The following is a 21,076-nucleotide window of genomic DNA, read 5'->3' on the forward strand; positions in this document are numbered from 1 at the left end:
GCATCCTGAGAGGAGTTCATGGCAGCGAGCAGGAGAACCTACATGTCCGCCACGACCGACGTCTCCCCCGACACCGACATCTCATCAGAAGTCGTACTCCCCGCACCCGTGGGGCCGCGCGGTGCCGCCGGTCACCGGGCCGGCTTCTGGATCGTCGCGGCGACGTTCCTCGTGGCGATGGCCTTCACGACCGTGCCGACCCCGCTGTGGGCCATCTATCAGCGGGAGGACGGCTTCTCCACCGCCATGGTGACGGTGGCCTTCGCCGCGTACGCCGTCGGCGTCGTCGTCAGCCTGTTCCTCGCGGGCCACCTGTCCGACCACTTCGGCCGCCGCCGGATACTGATCCCCGCCTTGCTGATCGAACTCGCCTCCGCCGCGATGTTCCTGACCTCCACGTCCCTAGGCGTACTCATCGTCGCGCGCGCCGTCTCGGGCCTGGCCATCGGCATGATCACCGCCACCGCCACCGCCTACCTGACCGATCTCCACACCGCCGCCCGCCGCACCTCCACCCACACCGACGACCCCCGCGCGACCATCCGTTCCGGCTCCACCCGCGCACGCGCCGTCCACCCCGGCGCCGACCTGGTCGCCACCGCCGCCAACATGGGAGGCTTCGGCGTCGGCTCGCTCGCCTCCGGCCTGCTCGCCGAGTACGCGCCGTCCCCGCTGCGCACCCCCTACCTGGTCTTCCTCGTCCTCCTCGTGCTCAGCGTCATCGCCATGACCTTGGTCCCCGAGACGGTACGACCCACGACCCTCCGCCCCCCGTACCGCCCCCAGCGTGTCTCCGTCCCCGACGAACACCGCCCCGCGTACTTCGCCGCCGCCTCCGCCGCCTTCACGACCTTCGCCGTCCTCGGCCTCTTCACCTCCGTGGCCCCCGGCTTCGTCTCAGGCACCCTGCACCACCCCTCCCGCGCACTGGCCGGCTTCGCGACCTTCCTCGTCTTCGCCGCCGCCGCGACCACTCAGACCGCACTGCGCCGCCTGACCTTGCGCTCACAGCTCGCCACCGGCCTGGTCCTGCTCCCCACCGGCCTGATCACCCTGACCACCGCCGTCTGGCTGACCAGCCTCCCCCTCTTCCTCGCCGGCGGCCTCCTGTCCGGCGCCGGCGCCGGCACCCTGTTCAAGGCCACCGTCACCCGCGTCCTCACCCTCGCCACTCCCACCCGTCGCGGCGAAGCCCTGGCCGGCCTCTTCCTCACCGCCTACATCGGCCTCACCGTCCCCATCCTGGCCCTAGGCCTCGCCACCCACTACGTCTCCTCCCCCACGGCTCTTCTGGGCTTCGCCGCGACCCTCATCGCCATCTGCGCCACGGTGAGCCGCCGCCTCCTGCGGTAGACCATCCACGGCTCAGACGCTGCCGACGCCTACCAGGAAAGAAGCGTCGAGTTCCTCCACGCCTGCGTGTTCCAGCCGGGAGAGGAGTTCCGTCTGGACCGCGGCGATCTCGGTGGCGTCCATGCCGGTGAGCATGGCGCGGTAGCCGGTGCCGTTGACCAGGAGCCAGGCCATGTCGGGGGTCAGGGGGACGCTCAGGGGGGTCTCGGCGACCTGGACGTCGCTCAGGCCGCGTTCGGTGAGCCAGGTGGCGAGGCCCTGTGTGGTTCTGATGCGGGTGACCGACGGGCTGGAGGAGGGGGACGTCACAGGAGCGCCGCGGACGTGGCCGACCGCGGCGCGGAAGACGTCGCCGTACGTCTCCAGTGCGCTCTGGGTCCAGGTGGTGACGGCGAACCGGCCACCGGGTGTGAGGAGGGTGGTCAGGCGGTCGACGGAGCGGTCCATGTCGGGGAGGAAGTACACGCCGTGGACGCAGATGGCGGCGTCGTACGGAGTGTCCGGGGTCCACGTGGTGGCGTCAGCCTCGACGAAACGGACGTTACGCAGACCGTGCGCGGCGGCGCGGCGCCTGCCGTGGTCGAGCAGTGCGGCGGCGACGTCGATGGCGTCCACATGACCGTGCGGCCCGGTCGCCTGCGCCGCGGGGATCGCGGAGGCGCCTGCGCCGCAGCATATGTCCAGGACGCGATTCCCCTGCCGTATGCCGGCGGCCTTGACGGTGGCGGCGCCGATGGGGTCCCACAGGACGGGGGAGATCTCGGCGAACTCGATGCTCGTCGAGTTGAAGACTTCGGCGGCCTGGTCGGGCTTCATGCGGGTCCTTCCGTGAGGGCGGCGGGCTCCTGCATGGCGCTCAGATGACGAAGCCCTGGTCACCGGAACGTCGTGACCAGGGCTTTCATTGACGGGGCCTTCGCGGCCTCGGGGGTGTGCGAAGTGAGCGCCACATCCCCAGCATCGCATCCCGCGTCACGTGACCCGTTCCCGGCCTGCTCGTCCAGCGACATGCAATGCGACGTCAAGCCAAGGCCGCCGCGTGCAATGTGACGTCAAGAACCTTGAAAGCGGTCCGGTACAAACTGCTACCAGCTCAAGAGAAAAGGAAAACCCAATGACCGCCGCTCGCACCCTCACCGGTTTCGCTCTAGTCGCAGGCATCCTCGCCCTCACCCCTCTGGCCGCCAACGCCGACACCGCCGCCGCCCCCAGCACCACCGTCTCGGCCCAGTCCGCCGCGACCTCGGAGTGGGGCACCTACTACGCCCCCGGCCGCAAGGCCAAGGCGTACGGCACGCTGTGGGCGGCTCCGAAGGACGACCCGAGCCGGCCCACCTCCCTGGTGAAGGTCAAGGGCAAGGTCTTCGACAAGACCCGCACCGGTTCGGCCTGCGGCTGGGCCGTCTTCCGCATCTCCTACGGCGACAGCTCCGGCAACGTCCCCCACAAGTTCCGCACCTTCACGACCTGCAAGTACAACAAGGCCAAGAAGTTCTCCTTCGACTTCAAGAACGTCTACCAGGTGGAACTCAAGGTCTGCTCCGAGCCCAAGGCCGCAAAGCCGTCCCTGAACTGTCTCTACGCCGGTACCTGGAAGAACCTCTACACCTACTTCGAGCAGAACTGACCCGGACGGGACGAAACAGCCGCGTGAATGAACGAAGGACCGGTCTCCTCTCCTGGAGACCGGTCCTTCCGCATTGGCCGCGCGTCGATCGGAGGCGACCGGCGAGGACGGGTGCCAGGCCGGAGAGGTCTGTGGCCGATGAGGAGGCCTGGTCTCCGGCCGACCGGTGACCTGGGCCGTCGCCAGTGGCCGTGAGCCCGCCATGACATGGATCCGCCGCCGGACCTCTGTCTCAAGCCTTGCCGAGCCTATCGAAATTCGATAGCTTTCCATCGTAAGTCGATGGGAGGACAATTCATGGGAAAGCTGGCAGTGCGCGCGCTACGTGCCGTGCTCGCGGTGGTGCTCACCGGAACCGTGTTCGTACAGGTGTTGATGCTCTGGGCTCTGGTCACCGATCCACGGGACGGGCCGCTGACCCCGATGCGCGTGATCACGGTCCTCGGCATGGTGTCGGCCCAGATCGCGCTGACCAGCGTGTGGCGGCTGGTGACGATGGTGCGACGCGGAACCGTGTTCTCCCACGCCGCCTTCCGGCACGTGGACGCCGTGATCGGCGCGATCGTGGCGGCCGCCCTGCTGTGGTTCGCGGTCACGGCCGTCAACGCGCCAGGGCAGCGAGAAGACCCTGGCGTCACGGTCATCATGGGTGGCATCGGCCTGGCCATCCTGGGGGTCGCGCTCATCGTGTTCGTGCTGCGGATGCTGCTTGCCCAGGCGGTCGCGCGCGACGTCGAGGCGACCCGGATGCGGGCCGAGCTGGACGAGGTGATCTGATGCCGATCGTCGTCGACATCGACGTGATGATGGCCAAGCGGAAGATGTCCGCAGGCGACCTAGCGGACCGCGTGGGGATCACCCCCGCCAACCTGGCGGTACTCAAGAACGGCCGCGCCAAGGCGGTCCGCTTCACGACACTCGCCGCGCTCTGCGAGGTCCTCGAGTGCCAGCCGGGTGACCTGCTGCGCTGGGAGGCCGACGACGCCGCGAGCGGATGACGTACAGCGGGGAAACACGGCGGTGCCACCGGGAGGAGGCACCGCCGACCGGCGAGAGTGTCGTCCCGGCCGCCGAGAACAAGGAGCAGTGGGACGTCCACTACATGATCAGCACGTCGATGCACCGGAGCCCGGGTGTGCCTGTCACAAAGTCATACGACCTCGTGAATCGGGAGACCGTCAAAGCCGAGTGCCAAGCTCACAGCGGTAAGGCGGCACACCCTGCAATGGAGAGAAAGAATGGCGATGACAAGGAGACGGCAACGGCATTGAGCGGCCTCGTCAATGGTGGCGGCGCTCGTGACCGTGGATCTGGTGACGGGGGATGGTCAGATGGCACGCGCCGAGGTGACCGCGGCAACCGGCCCGGCGGAGCAGGCCCTGGCCGATATCGCGATTCCCGATGCCGACGACGTGCGGGGAAACGTGACCCTGCCGACTACGGTGGCGACGACGCCGGGGGCGGTGGTGAGGTGGACCTCGTCGAACCCGGACATCGTGTCCGACACGGCGGACGGCGCGATCGCGGCGGGTGCGGTGAAGCGCCCACCGGCCGGAGCCGGCCCGGCGAAAGTGACCCTGACCGCGTGCATCACCGTCGACGCCGCCGAGGCGTGCCGCAACTTCACCCTGACGGTGCGGCCCGCAGTGAAGCTCGCCCCGTTCTCGCGGTATGGGATGGTGAACTTCGCCAGGTCCAACAGCCAGGCGGGGCAGCAGATCTACATGGCCACGAGCGTCGGCAACGACCCGACCCGCTGGGTGGCGGCCAACAACGGGCAGATGGTCCTCCAGTCCACCAAGGGCATGCACGCCGTGCGTGACCCGTCGATCGTCCGATCCCCGGAGGGGGACAAGTTCTACCTCATCGCCACGGACCTGAACGTCGACGGCACGGCGTACGGGTGGAAGGGCTGGGACTGGGCGCAGAGCGACGCCAGCCGCTACATCGAGGTCTGGGAGTCCCGTGACCTGCGGACCTGGTCGGAGCAGCGGCACGTCCGGGTGGCCCCGGACGAGGCGGGGATGACGTTCGCCCCGGAGGCCATCTGGGACGTGATGATCGGGGCCTACGTCGTCTACTGGACCTCGTCCATGTATCCACCCGGGACGTCCTACACGCCCAACCGCAACGACCCGAACGGCCGCTGTCCGCTGACGAGGAACCAGACCCTCTACACCACGACGCGCGACTTCGTGACGTTCACACCGGCGAAGGTGATGAGCGGCAGGCCCGGCCACGGCACGCTCGACGCCGTCATCATCAGGGACGACCTGGACGGGTCGTACCACCGGTTCGTCACCGACCGCATCTCCACCGGCGCCGGGGTCACCAAGTATGTCCCCGGGTGCGCCATCGACGACATCTACCAGGAACGGGCGACGTCGGTGCTGGCGCCGCCCGAGGACTGGACGCTGGTCAAGGGCTGCATCACCCACGACACGATGAACACGACCTACGCCGAGGCGCCGATGGTGGTCAAGGCGAACCCCGGCGACGTGCGCGGGAAGGGCTACTACCTGTGGGCGGACCAGAAGTGGGCCGGCGCCCCCGCGGGGAACCCCATGGAGGAGCAGCTCAGCCCCTACTGGGGCAAGGACCTCGCGTCGGGGGAGTGGACACCCATCACCTGGCAGACACCGGACTACAACCGCGCGAACGGTGTCATCCGCCACGGGCACGTCTTCGCGCTGACCGAGGCGGAGCACGCCGCCCTGCGTGGGGCGGACCTGTCGTCGGTCTCGGTGAAGACCCCTCCGGCCACGACCGTCTACGCCGTCGGCCAGCCCCTTGACCTGACGGGCCTCGTGGTCACGGCCGACTACACCGACGGCGTGAACAATGAGGTCCTGGCCGAAGGGCACGGCGGCTACTCCGTGTCGGGATACGATCCAGCCCTTCCTGGGACGCAAACCGTGACCGTCTCGTACACGGTGGCAGGCACGACGAAGACCGCCACGTTCCAGGTCGACGTGGTCAACGTGTCCGCCGCGGCGAACACCCGGTGCGCCGGCAAGGAGGATTCTTGTGACGATCTTGGGTGCTGAGGACGCTGGACCTTCGATCGCCTCCGGCCCCGTGTGATGCCAGGGTGAGCATTCATGCAGTTCGGGCCGCACTGCAGCGGTACCGGTCGGGACGGACGCCGCAGAGCGATTCTGCGGGCTTGGCACCGAAGACTGTGGTGAACAGCCATCGCATGCTTCATCGCGCGTGGGAGAGCTTCGTGGCCTGGAACTGGGTGCATCGGAAGGTGGTCAAGGACGCGCGTCCTCCGGCGGTGGCGGCTCGCGGCGCGAGCGGGTCCGCCTGACATCAACCTGCACGACGTCCGGCACAGCCACGCCACGGCGGGACGCGAAGATCGATTGGAAGGCGCTCAGTAGCCGGATCGGTCACGCGGATGTGGTGTTCACCATGAGGCAGTACGTGCAGACCGATCTGATCGCGGACCGTCAGGTCGCTACGGCGCTGGCTGAGCTGATCCTCGGGGGGCAGCTCGCGTCGGTACCGGTCGGCGGTAGTGGCGAAGTGGCCTAAATGGCGGCGCCGTTGACAAATCCGTTTACAAACGGCCGTTTTGGTCGGGGAATGAGTAAGGCCCTGGTCTCCGGTGAACCGGAGACCAGGGCCTTCGCTAGTAGCGGGGGCAGGATTTGAACCTGCGACCTCTGGGTTATGAGCCCAGCGAGCTACCGAGCTGCTCCACCCCGCGTCGCGTTGTGTCTAAAGACTATAGGGCTGGGGGGGTGTAGGCAAATCAAGACGGGGCCGGCCTGGTGGACCGGCCCCGTCTTGGTCATGAGCTGGGGGTTGGGGCTGGTGTGGCTGCTGTGGCTGAGGACGGGGCCGGGGTCGGGGTCGGGGTCGGGGTTGGCGTGGCCGACGGGGTGGCCGGGGTTGGCTGCTTCTGCTTTTCCAGGGAGGACTGGATGTCCTTGAGTGCCTCGGCCAGGCGCTTGTTGGCTTCGCCGTAGGCGGCGAAGTCGCCGGCCTTCAGGGCGGTCTGGCCTTCGTCGTAGGCCTTTTGCGCGTTGGCGTAGGCGCTGGCGAGGTCAGTGGGGACCTGGGGTTGCTCAGGTTGGTTCTGGGTCGGGGTTGTGGGGGTGTTGGGGAGGGGCTGGCCCTTGCCGAAGATCTGGTCCAGGGCTTCGGTGAGGGTGGTGCCTATGCCTACGTCGGAGCCGAACATGACGAGGACGCGGGCCAGGGTCGGGTAACGAGCGGAGTTCTGGACCTTGGGCTGGACGTAGACGGGCTCGACGTAGAGCAGGCCGCCGCCGAAGGGCAGGGTCAGCAGGTTGCCGTTGAGGGTCTCTGTGGTGCCGCCGATGCGCAGCTCGTTCAGGACGCTGGCGGCCTTGGTGTCGAAGGTGTTCTGGGCCTGTTTGGGGCCGGGGATCGTGGTGTCGCTCGGGAGTTGCAGGATCTGGATGGGGGTGTTCGCGTCGCCGGTGGCGTCCACGGCCATGAAGGCGGCGAGGTTGTCGCGGTTGTTCGGCACCATGGTCGAGCTGAGCGAGAAGCGGGGCTGGGTCTCGCCTGGCATGCGAAGCGTCACGTAGTACGGCGGCTGCTTGGTCTTGCTGCTCGCCGGGTCCTCGGGGACCTTCCAGAAGTCCTGGCCGCCGTAGAAGGCGTTGGGGTCGGTGACGTGGTAGTTGCCGAGGATGTCGCGCTGCACCTTGAACATGTCCTCGGGGTAGCGCAGGTGGTCCATCAGCTGCGGCGTGATCTCGCTCTTCGGCTTGATGACGCCGCCGAAGGCGTTCTGCCAGGTGCGCAGCAGCGGGTCCTTGTCGTCCCAGGCGTACAGGGTGACCGTGCCGTCGTAGGCGTCGACGGTGGCCTTCACCGAGTTGCGGATGTAGTTGATGTGGTCGCGCGGCTGCTGCGCGGCCAGCAGGCGTTCGGTGGTGGTGTCACGGGTCATGTCGCCGAAGCTGCGGCGCTCGGAGTAGGGGTAGTCCTCGGACATCGTGTAACCGTCCACGATCCACAGGATGCGGCCGTTCACGATCGCGGGGTACGGGTCGCTGTCCAGGGTCAGGAACGGGGCCACCTGCTCGATGCGCTGACGTGGGTCGCGGTTGTACAGGATGCGCGACTTGGGGTTGATGTCGGAGGACAGCAGCAGGTTGGTCTCGCCGTACTTGGCGGCGTACAGCATGCGGGTGAGGAAGTTGCCGATCGGCACGCCGCCCTTGCCGGTGTAGACGGTGTTCTCCTGGCCGCTGCCGGTGCCGGTGTTGCTCTGCTCGGGGTAGTCGAGCTCCATCTTCTTGTCGCCGCCGACGATGGAGTACGACGGGGAGTTCTCGCCGAAGTAGATGCGTGGCTCGAAGGTGCCGAGGCCGTTGGTCGGCGGGATGTCCTTGACGATGAACTCGGGCTTGCCGCCGGCGTCGGTCTTGCTGCCGGGGCCGGCCACGAAGCCGAAGCCGTGGGTGTAGACGAGGTGGTCGTTGATCCAGTTGCTGTCCGGCGGGTTGCCGATCTCGCGGACCGCGACCACGGTGTCACGCGAGGTGCCGTCGATGTTGTAGCGGTCGACGTCGAGCTGGTCGGGGAACTGGTAGTAGCCCTTGATCTGCTGGAGCTGCTGGAACGTCGGCGACAGCACGCTCGGGTCGAGCAGCCGCACGCCGGGGATGGTGGAGATCTCGCTCTGGAGCTCCTGCTGCGACCCTTGCGTCTTGGCGCTGTACGGCGTGGTCTTGGCCGAGGCGATGTTGAACGCGTCTCTGGTGGCCGCGATGTTGTAGCCGATGTACGGCTGTTCCTTGCTCTGCTGGTTGGGCTTGACCTGGAACTGCTCGACCAGCGCGGGGTAGACCGCGCCGACCAGGACGGCCGACAGGACCAGCAGGCCGAAGCCGACGCCAGGAAGCATGCCGCCGGGCCTGATGACGCCGGCGAAGAACAACAAGGCGCAGATCAGCGCGATGATCGCGAGGATGCTCTTGGCCGGTAGCACGGCGTGCACGTCGGTGTAGGACGCGCCGAAGACCTTGCCGCGGTCGGAGAACACCAGACCGTACCGGTCGACCCAGTAGGCGACGGCCTTCAGCAGGACGAACAGGCCGACGAGCACCGACAGGTGGACCCGCGCGGCACGGGTGGCGTGGACGCCTGGCGACTGGAAGCGGAAGCCGCCGTACAGATAGTGGACGATCGCCGCGAGGATGATCGAGATGATGACCGCGGTGAACAGGAAGTTCAGCACCAGCCGGATGAACGGGTACGAGAACATGAAGAACGAGATGTCGTAGCCGAACATCGGGTCGTTCTTGCCGAACGGCACTCTGTTCATGAAGAGCAGCCAGGTCTTCCACTGGCCGGCGGTCGAGGAGCCGGTGAACAGCCCGAGGATCACCAGGCCGGCGATGAAGATCAGCTTGCGATGGGGGTCGACCGCCGCGCGGTAACGGTCGGCGCCCTGCGGCCCGTTGAACAGCCCGATGCCGAACAGCGGCCGTGCGCGATAGGCGATCAGCATGTTGCCGCCGACGACACCGGCCATGAGCAACGCGCCGGCGATGAACAGCAGCAACTGCGTGACGAGCATGGTGGAGAACACCGAGGTGTAGCCGACCGAGTCGAACCACAGCCAGTCGGTGAAAAGGCCCGCGAAGACGAAGAACAGGATGACGATCCCGACCAGCGCTATCGCGACGGGGACGAGAAGGCGCGGTCGCCGGGGCAATCGCATCGCCCGACCCGCGCCGGGGTTCCGGAAGGTCAAGGCCCACCCCTTGGTTCTTGAGTAACGGTCGGTGTGTCGCAACCTACACCGGTGACGGCGTCGTCACGCCTCGGGCCACGAGCACGGTACGGCCACAACCGGCGGCCGGGCCGGGGGTCCCCGGCGGGTGCGATGGCTCGGAGCATGGCGGCGCCTGCGGGCAGGTCGCGCGCGTTCACGTGGCCCAACGGCCGGGGGGCCGCTCGGGTTCCCCCGGAGCGGTGGCGGGTGGCGGCGGCCATCAGGGGGCCTTGCACGCGGGGATGTTCCCCGAGCCGGTGCGCAGCGCGTCGATGGCGTGGACGGCCTCGCGCATCGTGGTGACCCGGACCAGGCGGAGCCCGTCGGGGACCGAGCGCACGGCGTCGTCGCAGTTGTCGGCGGGGGTGAGGAAGACGGTGGCGCCGGCGTCGCGTGCCCCGATCATCTTCTGCTGGATGCCGCCGATCGGGCCGACCTTGCCGTCGGCGGTGATCGTGCCGGTGCCGGCGATGGACGTGCCGCCGGTGAGCGCGCCGGGGGTCAGCTTGTCGTAGATGCCGAGCGAGAACATCAGGCCGGCGCTCGGGCCGCCGACGTCGCCGACGTTGACGTTGACGTTGAAGGGAAACTTGAAGCGCGTGCCCATGACCATGCCGACGATGCTGCCGCCGTTGCCCTCTACGGTGCCGACGTCCACGGTCAGCGGCTTGCCGTCCCTGATCACGTCGAATTTCACCTGCTCGCCGGGTTTGTGCTTGCGCACTCCGGCGGCGACACCGTCGACGTCGCGGATGGCGGTGCCGTCGACCTTGGTGATCTGGTCGCCTGGCCGGAGTTTGCCGTCGGCGGGACGGTTCTTCTGGGTGGAGGCGACCACGATGATCGTCTCGATGGGGATCTTCAGCTCGTTGAGCGCCGCGGCGGTGGCGTCCTGCTGCGAGCCGGTCATCTCCTGGGTGTTCTGCTCCTCGACCTCTTTGACCGTCACGGTCTTGGGGAAGATCGTCTCCTCGGGGACGACCGCGACGTTGGGATCGACCCAGCCGCGCAGCGCGGTGAGCAGGTCGAGGTGCGCGGTCGGGCCACCCTGGTAGGCGACCGTGACCAGGCTTAGCTTGCCTGAGGTCGGGTACGTCTCGTGTCCCGAGATCGATATGACGGGTTTGCCCTTGACCGATCCGAGGGTGTCCTCGGTGGGGCCGGGGCTCAGCGCGACGTACGGAACGGGCAGCACCGCACCCGCGCCGCCGAGCGCGAGGGTCAGCAAGCCTGCGACGACCAGCGTCAGACCTCGTCGGGACATGAAGAAACTCTATGCTCTCCGCGGGACGGCGCAGCGCCGAACACTCATCGGAAGATCACGCAGTCAGCCGCAAGCGCCGACCCACTCGGAGGTGCCGTCGCCGAACTCCTGGTTCTTCCAGATCGGGACTTCCTTCTTGAGGTCGTCGATCAGGCGGCGGGCCGCCTGGAACGCCTCGTCGCGGTGCGGCGCGGCGGCGGCGACGATCACCGCGGCCTCGCCGAGCCGCAGGTCGCCGACCCGGTGGACGGCGGCGAGCGCGGTCAGCGAGAAGTCGGCGGCGACCTTCTCGGCGACGCGGCGCAGCTCGGCCTCGGCCGTGGGGTGCGCCGAGTACGACAGCGTGGTGACGGCCTTGCCTTGATCGTGGTCGCGCACGGTGCCGACGAACAGCGTGGTGCCCCCGGCCGCGTGGTCGGCGACCGCGGCGAGCACCTCGTCGACGGACAGCGGTGTGTCGCGGATGGCGAGCAGACGAATCGCGTTCACCCCACGAGGCTACTCGGCGGCGCCGACAAACCACCGGCAGGCGCGGTGGCGCCTGCCGGAAGGTCCGTCCGGTACGGCTCAGACGCGGCGCTTGCGCCGCGCGCGGCGCACGATGGCTGCCGTGCCGATGACCGCGACGGTCGCGCCGGCGGCCGTGATCGTGGCCTCCTTGCCCGACAGCCGCCGTCCCACCACGGCGTGCCTGCCCTCGCGCAGCTCCAGGAGCTGTTCGAGCGCGCTCTCGTTGGTCCACACGGGCTTCCACCCGGCGGCGCGCAGCGCGGCGCAGTCGACCACCCACGGGTACACGACGTAGTGGAGGTCGGTGGCGGGGCCGGGGGTGATGCCGAGGCGGTGCAGGCGCTGGGCCGTGCCGAAGGTCAGCCCCGCGGGAAGCTCGAACCGCCGCAGACCGGACAGCTCCTCGACCTGCTCCATCTCCAGCCATCCGTCGCTGCCGACGGCGACCACACCGGACACCGTGCCGAGCGCCGCCATGTGCAGCGCCGACAGCAGATCGTCCACATGGCAGAACTGCCAGCGCGGCTCGGAGCCCTTGACCGTCAGCAGGCGTGGCGCCTCGAAGTGACGGGTGACCACGGTGTCGACGCCTGGCCCGACCACGGCGGCCGGCCGCAGCACGACGACTTCCAGGCCGGGGTGGCTGCGCGCGGCCCTGCGTGCGAGCGCCTCGACCTCCAGGTGGTCGCCGACGATCCCGGTGTCGGGTTCCGCGGCCACCGGGGAGTCCTCGGGGAGCGGCACGGCGTTGTCCGGCGCGGCGCCGTACACCATGGCGCTCGTCACGAGGACCGTGCGGCGCACCCGTGCGGCGGCCGAGGCGGTGAGCACGGTCTGCGCGGCACGGACGTTGTACGCGCGGCGCTCGCCGGGCTCGGAGTCCAGCCCGCAGTCGGTGCCGAGATGGACCAGCACATCGACGTCCGAGACGCGGTTCGCCAAGAGCGGATCGCGGACGTCGAGCACCCGCCAGGTGACGTCGGGGACGTCGCCGCGTTGGTCGTCGATGGCCACCACACGGCGGAAATCCGCAGACGAGGCGACCCGGGAGACGAACTCCCGGCCCAGTCCCGCGGCGGCGCCGGTGACGGCGATGACCGGTGGCCGGACGCGTTTCGAGGTAGGCACGAGGTCCTCACTTTGCACTGATCCGCCCTGCGACGGATAACGTGGCGGATGTGGACTCCTCCATCCTGCACGAGGTAGAGCGGTGACTGACCTGCCAGGTCGCGAAAACGACCCCAACGAGAACCCGTTCGCGATGTTCGGTGATCCTGACCAGATGGCCGCGGCCATGCGTCAGTTCGCCGACATGCTGTCGGCCCCCCAGGGCTCTGGGCCGGTCAACTGGGACATGGCCAAGAACATCGCGCGCCACGCGGTCGTCGCCGAAGGGGACCCGAGCGTGATGGAGGGTGAGCGGCGCCAGATCGTCGACGCGCTGCGCCTCGCCGATCTGTGGCTCAACGAGGCCACCGCGCTGCCGAGCGGCCTCAGCACTCCCGAGGCGTGGAGCCGTTCGGAGTGGATCGAGCGGACCGTCCCGGTCTGGAAGCAGTTGTGCGACCCGATCGCCGAGCGCATGGTCGAGACGATGAGCGGCACGCTCGGCGGGCTCGGCGGCGAGAGCGGCGCGGCGATGGCCCAGCTCGGGCCGCTGGTCGGCATGATGCGCCAGATGGGCGGCATGATGGTCGGCGGCCAGATCGGTCAGGCCCTTGGCGCGCTCGCCCCCGAGGTGATCGGCTCCACCGACATCGGGCTGCCGCTGTCCGGCACGGCGGCATTGCTGCCGGCCGGCATCGCGGCGTTCAGCCACGGCCTTGAGATCCCGTCCGAGGAGATCCGGCTGTACCTCGCGCTGCGGGAGGCCGCGCACCACCGGCTGTTCCAGCACGTGCCGTGGCTGCGTTCGCAGCTCTTCGGCGCGGTCGAGGAGTACGCCAGGGGCATCACCGTGGACGTCTCGGCGCTGGAGGAGCAGGTCCGCGGTCTCGACATCAACAACATCGAGCAGATCCAGGAGGCGCTGAGCGGCGGCGCGCTGCTCAAGCCCGAGGAGAGCGACCGCCAGAAGGCCGCGCTGGCCCGCCTGGAGACGCTGCTCGCGCTGGTCGAGGGCTGGGTCGGCACGGTCACCGACGCCGCGGCCACCGGCAAGCTGCCGTCCGCGGCGGCCCTGTCGGAGACGGTGCGGCGGCGCCGCGCCACCGGCGGACCGGCCGAGCGCACGTTCGCCACGCTCGTCGGGCTGGAACTGCGGCCGCGGCGGCTGCGTGAGGCGGCGGCGCTGTGGCAGGCCCTCGCGGCGGCCCGCGGCGTCGAGGGCCGGGACGCGGTGTGGTCGCACCCCGACCTCATGCCCGACGCCGGCGATCTCGACGACCCCGAGGCGTTCGTCCGCGGGGACGGCGGGCTCGACATGTCGGCCTTCGACGACGAGCGGCCCGGCGAGGGGAAGCCCGGGGACGACGGCCCCGGCGCCTGATGACCTCACCCTTTCTCGCGCCGTCTCCCCTGCACGAGGCCGCGGTGGCGTCCCTGACAGGCTGGACGGCCCCCACCGGGCCTGAGGAGGAACTGCGGTCGGAGTTCCTCGCGCACCTGCGGGCCCACGAGGACGCGATGTGGCGTTCGTGCGTGCCGGGACATCTCACGGCGACCACCGCGGTGCTGTCGCACGACGGCGCCATGGTGCTGCTCACCCACCACCCCAAGGCCCGCATGTGGTTGCCGATGGGAGGCCACTGCGAGCCGGGGGACGCGTCCCTGGAGGCGGCGGCGCTGCGTGAGGCCACCGAGGAGTCCGGCATCGCGGGGCTGCGACTGCTGCCGGGACCGCTGGCCCTGGACCGGCACCAGGTGTGGTGCCACCCGCCGCACAGCCTGCACCTCGACGTGGAGTACGGCGCGGTGGCTCCGCCTGGTGCGGAGTTCGTCCGCAGCGAGGAGTCGCTGGAGCTGCGGTGGGTGCCGGTGGACGACATCCCCGAGCCGACCGACGAGGCGACCCGCCGGCTGGCCCGCCGCGCCAGGGCCGTCCTGCTTTCCTGATCATGGCCGAGAACCGTCCCGGTCAGGACGGGTTTTTCACGCTCGCCCTATGAACCGGTGGATAGGGTCGGTGTCGTACGACCGAGGCACGGGGGTCACGTGGGCACGACGACCGACACACCGGTGGGAGGGGTCATCGCGGACCCGCCACCGTTCCGCTGGCGCAGTGTGCGCGTGCCCGGCACGCTCGCCTGGCTTGCGGTGACCCCGTTCGCGGCCTGGGCCGTGGCGCGGGTCGCGGGCCTTGAGCGTGGATCGTTCCTGGCCCAGATCATCACGGCGACCCCGTACGCCGCGGCCGGCTCGCTGCTGCCGGTGCTGCTCTCGCTGCTCGCACGCAAGAAGGCCGCGACGGCGGTGGCGCTGGCCACGACCGCGGCGCTCGGTGTGAGCGTTCTCCCACGCGCCTTCGGCGACACCGCACAGGCGGCCGGGGGGCAGCCGTTCACGGTGCTCACGTCCAACCTGCTGTTCGGTCACGCCGACGCGAGCGCACTGGTGGACCTCGTGCGGCGCCACCGACCGGACGTGCTGAGCACGCAGGAGCTCACGCCGGAGGCGGTGGCGGAACTCGACGCGGCGGGGCTGAAGGAGCTCATGCCGTACCGCGTGCTCGAGGACGAGTGGAGCGCGGCGGGAAGCGGCATCTTCTCCAGCAGGCCGCTCACCCGGCTGGACGGGCTCTTCCAGGTCATCGGCCACAACATGCCGGCGGCGGAGCTGACGATGCCGGACGGCGCGCGGCTGCAGATCGTGGACGTGCACACCCTGCCGCCGCTCGGCCGGCAGACCGTGCTGTGGACGGCCGGGCTGCGCGCGCTGCCGTCCGCGACGTCGTCCGGGCCGTTCCGCGTTCTGGCGGGGGACTTCAACGCGAGCCTGGACCACGCGGAGATGCGCGGGCTGATCGCGCGGGGGTACCACGACGCGGCGGACATCACCGGCAAAGGGCTGATCCCGACGTGGCCGGCCAACAAGCGTGTGCCGCCGCTGATCACCATCGACCACGTGCTGACCGACCGGCGGGTCGCCGTCGAGCGCTACAACGTGTACGACATCCCCGGCACCGACCATCGGGCCGTGCTCGCGCACCTGTCGGTGCCGTCGGCGCGCTGAGCGGTCAGGCGCGCAGCAGAGCGCGGGTGTTGTCCCAGCCCTCCAGGCCGGGGTCGAGACGGCCGATGTCGCCGGGGGTGCGCAGGCGGTGCCAGCCGGGGCCGGTGGCGACCATGCGGGGGCCGGGGGCCTCGCCGCGCAGGTGCTTGACGACACCGGGGGTGTCGAGGCCGGCGGTGGCCCACTCCGGGTACGGCAGATGTGCGGCGACGGCGACGGCGGTGCCGTCCTCGGCCGGTGTGACGGCCAGGTGCGCGCGGCCGAGCTCACGGAAGAGCTTGCCGATGAGCAACGGCGGCAGGTCAGGCGCGTCACCCGAGATCACCACGGCCTGCTCGCCGTACGGTCGCAGCGCGGCGAAGACCTCGGCCAGTGTCGCGTCCCGCCGCAGCTCGACGACGCGGGTACCCGGCCAGGCGATCTCGTGCATGCCGGGGACGCCTGCCGAGACGATCATCGGCTCGACCAGGTCGAGGCCCGCCACGATCTCATAGGTGTCCTCGGCCAGCGCGCGCAGGAACTCGCCGGGGTCGACGCCGGGCGGTGCCCCACCACCTGTGCCCGGCGTGACCAGGACGGCCGCGAGCCTCAGCACTCGTCCGTGGCCCCGTGTGCGGCCATGGAGTAACCCTCCAGGAAACCCCGCGCTCGTTCGGCCTTCGGGTAACGCTCCACCAGGGTCCAGAAGCGCGGGCCGTGGCTCGGCACCAGCAGGTGGACGAGCTCGTGCATTATCACGTAGTCGACCACCCAGGCCGGCATGCCTTTGAGGCGTGTGGACAGCCTGATGGTGCCGTGGTCGGGGGTGCACGATCCCCAGCGGTGGCGCTGGTTGTCGACCCAGCGCACGCTCACGGGTGTCGCCTGGTCTCCCAGGTAGCGGGCCGACAGGTCTTTGGCACGTTCGAGAAGGTCGTCGTCGCTCGGCCGTCTGCGCTGCTCCTTGGCCGCGAGCCGGTCGAGCATCCGGCGCACCCATTGTTCCTCGTCCGTGCTGCTCAGACCGGCAGGCAGAAGCACGATGGTCTTGTCGCCATCGCGGTACGCGGATACGGTTCGCCGTCGGCGTGCACTCCGACGGACCTCCACTGTCTCGGGGGGCACATATGCACGGTAGCCGAGTGTGCCCGGATTCCACAGGGGGGGATCCGCGTTTTCGCTGGTCAATCACTGTTCGCCAGGTGTTCAGCTACCACACGCCTCACATCCGTCACATCGGACGGTGAACTCACCCGATCGTGAGATCGTCCGTGGACGGCCGGATGCGGCCAAGTTGTCCACAGGCGGGTCCTGAGCCGATCCGCGTCCTTGCGGCCTGTGCGAGGCTCCCGGACGTGACCGAGACCAGGCCTTCCTCCCGGCCGCATCCGCTGCGGCCCCGCCTCAAGCCCATGCTGCGCCGTGTGGTCCGCGACGACCACACGCTGCAACTCGGCGTCCAGCCGATGCGCGCGGTGATGCTGACCAAGCTCGACCCGCCTGCGCGCGGTTTCGTCGAGTCCCTGGACGGCACGCGCACCCTGGACGAGTTGATCGCCACGGCCGAGATCGGTGAGGAGCAGGCACGGCAGGTGATGCGCCTGCTGACGGACGGCGGCCTGCTGGACGACGCCGCCCTCCGTCCCGACGCGCTGCGCGGCCTGTCCCTTGCCGAGCGTGAGCGCCTGGGTCCCGACCTGGACGAGCTGTCCCTCTCCCCCGCCGACGCCGCGGACGCCGGCCTGAGCGCGCTGGCCCGCCGCCGCCGCGCGCAGGTCCGCGTCTACGGCGCCGGTCGCGTCGGCGCGCAGATCACCGTCCTGCTCGCCGCGTCCGGCATCGGCCACCTGTGTGTCGTCGACCCGGCGCCGGCCCGCCACGAGCACGTGGTGCCAGGCGGCCTGTCGTTCGGCGACGTGGGCCGCCCGAGAGAGGAGGCCGCGGCCGCCGCGGCCCGCGAGATCGCTCCCGGCGCCAACATCTGGACCGGCCGCACCGCCTCCCGGCCCGCCGACCGCGCGTCCCCGCCGGACCTGGCGATCCTGGCCCCGGTGGATCCTCTCGACCCGCTGACCGCCGCCGAGTTGCTCCAGTCCGGCATCCCCCACCTGCTGGTCTCGGCCACCGAAGGCGTGGGGACCATCGGTCCGCTGGTTCTTCCGGGAAGCTCTCCGTGCCTGCGCTGCCAGGAGTTGACGCGCCGGGACCACGATCCCGCCTGGCCCCTGGTCGGCGCGCGCCTCGGGGGTTACCCACCGGGTGAGATCGCGTGCGGCACCGCGCTGGCCACGGTCGTCGCCGCTCAGGCGACCGGCCACGCGCTGGCCCACATCGACGGCCTCCCGTGCCAGATCGTCGGCCGCTCCATCGACATCACCCCCGACTGGCAGTGGAAACGCCGTCCCTGGCCCATCCATCCCCACTGCACCTGCACCTGCCGGCCGTCCCCTCAGGGCCCGTGGCAGGGAGCCACGTACGAGGACCCCTAAGGTGCGGAATGATCACCGACTCGCCGCACACCGCCGGGATGGACCGGTCGTGCTTCCCACCGCACACCACCGGGAAGGCTTCCGGCTCACTTCCCGCCGCGCACCACCGGGAAAGCCTCCGGCTCACTTCCCGCCGCGCACCACCGAAAAAGCCTCCGGCTCACTTCCCGCCGCACTCCTCCGGGACGGAGTCTGAAGGCTTCGCCGGCCCGGCGGTCCCTGTCGTTGATCTCCGGTTGCATGAGTGTGAGCAAAAACACAGTTCACGAGAGAGGCGGTGGGGTGGGGGGAAGTTGGGTCCGGTGTGGGGGTTTGGTGGGTGATGGGTGGTCGGGAGGTGGTAACGGCGTTAACAATGGACAGGTGAGTGACTTTCCTCGGAATGCCGTCACGCGTTCCGCGAAGCTGGCGACGTTGCCGCTGGGGTTCGCCGGACGTGCCGCGCTTGGAGTGGGGAAGAGGATCGGGGGGAGATCCGCCGAGGTCGTCGCGCAGGAGATCCAGCAGCGCACCTCTGAGCAGATGTTCAAGGTGCTCGGGGAGCTCAAGGGCGGGGCGATGAAGGTTGGACAGGCCTTGTCGATCTTCGAGGCGGCGTTGCCGCCGGAGATCGCGGGTCCCTACCGTGCGACGTTGACGAAGCTGCAGGACGCGGCGCCGCCGTTGCCGGTCTCGGCCGTGCACGCGGTCCTCACCGAGCAACTCGGGGACGACTGGCGGGAGCACTTCCAGGACTTCGACGACGTCCCCACCGCGGCGGCGTCGATCGGCCAGGTGCACAAGGCGGTCTGGCACGACGGCCGGCAGGTCGCCGTGAAGATCCAGTATCCCGGTGCCGGTAAGGCCCTGCTCAGCGACTTCAACCAGCTGGCCCGTCTCGGCAAGCTCTTCGGCGTGCTGATGCCTGGCCTGGACATCACCGCGCTGCTCGGCGAGTTGCGGGAGCGGGTCGCCGAGGAGCTCGACTACCTCAAGGAGGCGCAGGCCCAGCACGGGTTCGCCGTGGCGTACCGCGACGACCCCGATTTCAAGGTGCCTGAGGTCATCGCCGCCAACGAGCAGATTCTCGTGAGCGAGTGGGTCGACGGCACACCGCTGTCGCGGATCATCGCCTCCGGCACCAAGGAGGAGCGTGACCGCGCGGGCCTGCTCTTCGTGCGGTTCCTGTTCAGTTCCCCCTCCCGCGCCGGCCTCCTGCACGCCGACCCCCACCCGGGGAACTTCCGCGTGCTCCCCGACGGCCGCCTCGGCGTGCTCGACTTCGGCGCCGTCAGCCACATGCCGGACGGCTACCCGGAGGCGTTCGGCACCCTGACCCGCATCTTCATCCAAGGCGACATGGACACGGTCGTGCGGGGCCTGCGCGAAGAAGGCTTCATCCGTCCCCACATCGAGATCGACCCCGAGGCCCTGCGCGCGTTCCTGACCCCGTACGTCGAACCCACGCAGGTGGAGGAGTTCACCTTCAGTCGCGAATGGCTCCAGCGCCAGGCCGCCACGGTGACCGACCTGCGTCCCACCAACGTCGTACGCCAGCTCAACCTGCCGCCGTCCTACGTCCTGATCAACCGCGTCCACATCGCCGGCATCGGCGTCCTGTGCCAACTCGGCGCCACGGCCCGCTTCCGCGACGAAGTGATCCGCTGGGTCCCCGGCTTCGCCGACGACCCCCCGGCCGAACCGGCTCTGGCCACCACCTGAGGCCGGTCACCCGCGGACCCGGATATTCGGAAAATGAAAAAGGGGACGGCCCGGGTGGGGCCGTCCCTTTTTCATGAGAGTGGATGGGTTGTCAGACGAGGCGCGACATCTCTGCCGCGCCTTCAATTGTCAGACGAGGCGGGCCATGGCGTGGCGGAGGCGGGTGGAGGCGCGTTCTGCCTGCCTTCTGGCGCGTTGTACTCGTTGGAGGCTGGAGACCAGGCGTTGGTGTTCCGCCTCCCGGTGGAGGGTGCGTATTCGGTCGCGCACCAGTTCTTCATGAATGAAGGGTGTGTCGGCGTTCCAGGTCGGTAGGAAGCTCATTGGAGGTCTGGTCCTTTCGAGGTGCCGGGTCGGAACCGGCGTCAAGGGGTGGTGGTCAGGCGGCGACGGGGGTCTTGCGGGGGCGGCCGCGGGGGCGCTTCTTGGGGACGACGACTCCCCTGAGGACGAGTTCGCCGCCCCAGACACCCCAGGGCTCCTCGCGCTCGAGCGCTCGGGCCAGGCAGGCCTTCTGGATGGGGCAGCCTCCGCAGAGGGCCTTCGCGAACTCGACGTCGTCGGGGGACTCGGCGAACCACAGGTCCGGCTCTGTACGACACGGGATATCGGCTTCGTCGACCAGGTCCATGGTCGTCCAAACCGCCATCTGCGTCACCTTTCTGTCTGGTTGTGATTGTGCGGTTACCTTTCGGCGGTGATCAGCGGCGGCGAATCAAAAAGGCCGCGGATCCCGGTGCGGATCCGCGGCCTGAAGGCTTTTCATTTACCCGGTCAGGTTATGACCGGGTGCCTCCAGGGTTGCGGACCTCGCACCACGCCATTGGCGGTGCTCGTGGTCAGCGGGTCGACGACCGGCCCACGGCCGTAGGCGGCCGGGTGGTCGAAGACCGTGTCGGTAGCGGTGTGGCGGGCGACGCCCCGGCCCAGGTGGACCTGGATGAGGGCAGTCTTGTCCTGTCGGAGTTTGGCGGCGCCGGCGGCGGTGATGCCGGGGGTGCCACGCCAATCGGCCGGCGCGATGACGGTCCGCGTGCCGGCGACGGCGGCGGAGTCAACGCAGAAGGAGGCGAGCCACGTCGTGGCGGTCCTCGTCATCTTGATCTCCACCGTGGTCACCTCCCTCTCAGATCTCGGATGGGCCGGGCATGGTCTGCCCGACCGGCTTGTGCATGACTCTAAACGGGGATCCCGCACCCCGGCAACATATTTTCTAC

The 21,076-nt window shown here is 69.4% G+C and carries 20 protein-coding genes and 1 tRNA gene; 11 read left to right on the plus strand and 10 right to left on the minus strand.

Features of this window, described 5'->3' with window-relative positions; translation table 11 throughout:
- Window positions 1-42: 42 nt before the first annotated feature.
- Entirely contained in the window at window positions 43-1,353 is a 1,311-nt protein-coding gene (locus BJ992_RS27690; protein WP_184985945.1) for an MFS transporter, read from the plus strand.
- A gap of 12 nt (window positions 1,354-1,365) precedes the next feature.
- Here the strand turns inward: BJ992_RS27690 and BJ992_RS27695 are convergent, their stop codons facing one another.
- Window positions 1,366-2,169: a class I SAM-dependent methyltransferase gene (locus BJ992_RS27695; RefSeq protein WP_184985947.1), complete on the minus strand. Its 804-nt coding sequence runs from the start codon at window positions 2,167-2,169 to the stop codon at window positions 1,366-1,368.
- A gap of 298 nt (window positions 2,170-2,467) precedes the next feature.
- Between BJ992_RS27695 and BJ992_RS27700 the strand changes: the two genes are divergently transcribed.
- The 5 genes from BJ992_RS27700 (at window position 2,468) to BJ992_RS27720 (ending at window position 6,520) form a co-directional block, all read left to right on the plus strand.
- On the plus strand, window positions 2,468-2,980 hold the full coding sequence (locus tag BJ992_RS27700; RefSeq protein WP_184985949.1) for a hypothetical protein: 513 nt from the start codon (window positions 2,468-2,470) through the stop codon (window positions 2,978-2,980).
- A 297-nt stretch (window positions 2,981-3,277) separates the two neighbouring features.
- On the plus strand, window positions 3,278-3,757 hold the full coding sequence (locus tag BJ992_RS27705) for a DUF2975 domain-containing protein (RefSeq protein ID WP_184985951.1): 480 nt from the start codon (window positions 3,278-3,280) through the stop codon (window positions 3,755-3,757).
- A complete protein-coding gene (locus tag BJ992_RS27710) occupies window positions 3,757-3,978 on the plus strand; it encodes a helix-turn-helix domain-containing protein (protein ID WP_184985953.1) in 222 nt (73 codons plus the stop codon). The genes BJ992_RS27705 and BJ992_RS27710 overlap by 1 nt, the downstream gene beginning before the upstream one ends.
- 300 nt (window positions 3,979-4,278) lie before the next feature.
- Window positions 4,279-6,027 (plus strand): immunoglobulin-like domain-containing protein, encoded by a 1,749-nt coding sequence (locus BJ992_RS34430; protein WP_184985955.1) that lies wholly within the window; start codon window positions 4,279-4,281, stop codon window positions 6,025-6,027.
- 166 nt (window positions 6,028-6,193) lie between these two features.
- Complete coding sequence (locus BJ992_RS27720) at window positions 6,194-6,520, plus strand: hypothetical protein (RefSeq protein ID WP_184985957.1); 327 nt, start codon at window positions 6,194-6,196, stop codon at window positions 6,518-6,520.
- Window positions 6,521-6,621: 101 nt separating this feature from the next.
- On the opposite strand, the gene BJ992_RS27725 is transcribed toward BJ992_RS27720, so the two are convergent.
- The 5 genes from BJ992_RS27725 to BJ992_RS27745 form a co-directional block, all read right to left on the minus strand.
- A tRNA-Met gene (locus BJ992_RS27725) sits at window positions 6,622-6,695 on the minus strand.
- A gap of 84 nt (window positions 6,696-6,779) precedes the next feature.
- Window positions 6,780-9,692, minus strand: coding sequence for a UPF0182 family membrane protein (locus tag BJ992_RS27730; RefSeq protein WP_184985959.1), 2,913 nt, complete (start codon window positions 9,690-9,692; stop codon window positions 6,780-6,782).
- Between the two features lie 274 nt (window positions 9,693-9,966).
- Entirely contained in the window at window positions 9,967-11,010 is a 1,044-nt protein-coding gene (locus BJ992_RS27735) for a YlbL family protein (protein WP_184985961.1), read from the minus strand.
- A 63-nt stretch (window positions 11,011-11,073) separates the two neighbouring features.
- On the minus strand, window positions 11,074-11,499 hold the full coding sequence (locus BJ992_RS27740) for a molybdenum cofactor biosynthesis protein MoaE (protein WP_184985963.1): 426 nt from the start codon (window positions 11,497-11,499) through the stop codon (window positions 11,074-11,076).
- A 78-nt stretch (window positions 11,500-11,577) separates the two neighbouring features.
- Complete coding sequence (locus BJ992_RS27745) at window positions 11,578-12,648, minus strand: NAD-dependent epimerase/dehydratase family protein (protein ID WP_343072881.1); 1,071 nt, start codon at window positions 12,646-12,648, stop codon at window positions 11,578-11,580.
- 82 nt (window positions 12,649-12,730) lie between these two features.
- On the opposite strand from BJ992_RS27745, the gene BJ992_RS27750 reads away from it, so the two are divergent.
- The 3 genes from BJ992_RS27750 to BJ992_RS34435 all read left to right on the plus strand — a co-directional run bounded on the left by BJ992_RS27750 (window position 12,731) and on the right by BJ992_RS34435 (window position 15,690).
- Window positions 12,731-14,008, plus strand: coding sequence for a zinc-dependent metalloprotease (locus BJ992_RS27750; protein ID WP_343072882.1), 1,278 nt, complete (start codon window positions 12,731-12,733; stop codon window positions 14,006-14,008).
- Window positions 14,008-14,574 (plus strand): NUDIX hydrolase, encoded by a 567-nt coding sequence (locus BJ992_RS27755; protein WP_184985967.1) that lies wholly within the window; start codon window positions 14,008-14,010, stop codon window positions 14,572-14,574. The genes BJ992_RS27750 and BJ992_RS27755 overlap by 1 nt, the downstream gene beginning before the upstream one ends.
- 99 nt (window positions 14,575-14,673) lie before the next feature.
- The gene (locus tag BJ992_RS34435) at window positions 14,674-15,690 is read left to right on the plus strand and encodes an endonuclease/exonuclease/phosphatase family protein (protein WP_343072883.1); all 1,017 of its coding nucleotides are present in this window, start codon (window positions 14,674-14,676) and stop codon (window positions 15,688-15,690) included.
- Between the two features lie 4 nt (window positions 15,691-15,694).
- Here BJ992_RS34435 and BJ992_RS27765 read toward each other — a convergent pair whose 3' ends face one another.
- A complete protein-coding gene (locus BJ992_RS27765; protein ID WP_184985969.1) occupies window positions 15,695-16,285 on the minus strand; it encodes a hypothetical protein in 591 nt (196 codons plus the stop codon).
- Window positions 16,279-16,794 (minus strand): M48 metallopeptidase family protein, encoded by a 516-nt coding sequence (locus BJ992_RS27770; protein ID WP_184985971.1) that lies wholly within the window; start codon window positions 16,792-16,794, stop codon window positions 16,279-16,281. The genes BJ992_RS27765 and BJ992_RS27770 overlap by 7 nt, the downstream gene beginning before the upstream one ends.
- Before the next feature lie 230 nt (window positions 16,795-17,024).
- On the opposite strand from BJ992_RS27770, the gene BJ992_RS27775 reads away from it, so the two are divergent.
- Both BJ992_RS27775 and BJ992_RS27780 read left to right on the plus strand, forming a co-directional pair.
- Window positions 17,025-18,158, plus strand: coding sequence for a ThiF family adenylyltransferase (locus BJ992_RS27775; protein WP_343072885.1), 1,134 nt, complete (start codon window positions 17,025-17,027; stop codon window positions 18,156-18,158).
- A gap of 363 nt (window positions 18,159-18,521) precedes the next feature.
- Entirely contained in the window at window positions 18,522-19,859 is a 1,338-nt protein-coding gene (locus tag BJ992_RS27780; RefSeq protein WP_184985973.1) for an AarF/UbiB family protein, read from the plus strand.
- A gap of 379 nt (window positions 19,860-20,238) precedes the next feature.
- Here the strand turns inward: BJ992_RS27780 and BJ992_RS27785 are convergent, their stop codons facing one another.
- A complete protein-coding gene (locus tag BJ992_RS27785) occupies window positions 20,239-20,508 on the minus strand; it encodes a WhiB family transcriptional regulator (protein WP_184985975.1) in 270 nt (89 codons plus the stop codon).
- A 125-nt stretch (window positions 20,509-20,633) separates the two neighbouring features.
- Window positions 20,634-20,978 carry a hypothetical protein gene (locus BJ992_RS27790; protein WP_184985978.1) on the minus strand — a complete coding sequence of 115 codons (345 nt, stop codon included), beginning with the start codon at window positions 20,976-20,978 and terminating at the stop codon, window positions 20,634-20,636.
- Window positions 20,979-21,076: the final 98 nt, after the last annotated feature.

This window comes from Sphaerisporangium rubeum, assembly GCF_014207705.1.
Taxonomy (GTDB): domain Bacteria; phylum Actinomycetota; class Actinomycetes; order Streptosporangiales; family Streptosporangiaceae; genus Sphaerisporangium; species Sphaerisporangium rubeum.

Coding starts and splice junctions, on each gene's coding strand:
- BJ992_RS27730 (WP_184985959.1), bottom strand. CDS start 9,692: ATGCGATTGCCCCGGCGACCGCGCCTTCTCGTCCCCGTCGCGATAGCG.
- BJ992_RS27710 (WP_184985953.1), top strand. CDS start 3,757: ATGCCGATCGTCGTCGACATCGACGTGATGATGGCCAAGCGGAAGATG.
- BJ992_RS27785 (WP_184985975.1), bottom strand. CDS start 20,508: ATGGCGGTTTGGACGACCATGGACCTGGTCGACGAAGCCGATATCCCG.
- BJ992_RS27755 (WP_184985967.1), top strand. CDS start 14,008: ATGACCTCACCCTTTCTCGCGCCGTCTCCCCTGCACGAGGCCGCGGTG.
- BJ992_RS27705 (WP_184985951.1), top strand. CDS start 3,278: ATGGGAAAGCTGGCAGTGCGCGCGCTACGTGCCGTGCTCGCGGTGGTG.
- BJ992_RS27695 (WP_184985947.1), bottom strand. CDS start 2,169: ATGAAGCCCGACCAGGCCGCCGAAGTCTTCAACTCGACGAGCATCGAG.
- BJ992_RS27700 (WP_184985949.1), top strand. CDS start 2,468: ATGACCGCCGCTCGCACCCTCACCGGTTTCGCTCTAGTCGCAGGCATC.
- BJ992_RS27735 (WP_184985961.1), bottom strand. CDS start 11,010: ATGTCCCGACGAGGTCTGACGCTGGTCGTCGCAGGCTTGCTGACCCTC.
- BJ992_RS27690 (WP_184985945.1), top strand. CDS start 43: ATGTCCGCCACGACCGACGTCTCCCCCGACACCGACATCTCATCAGAA.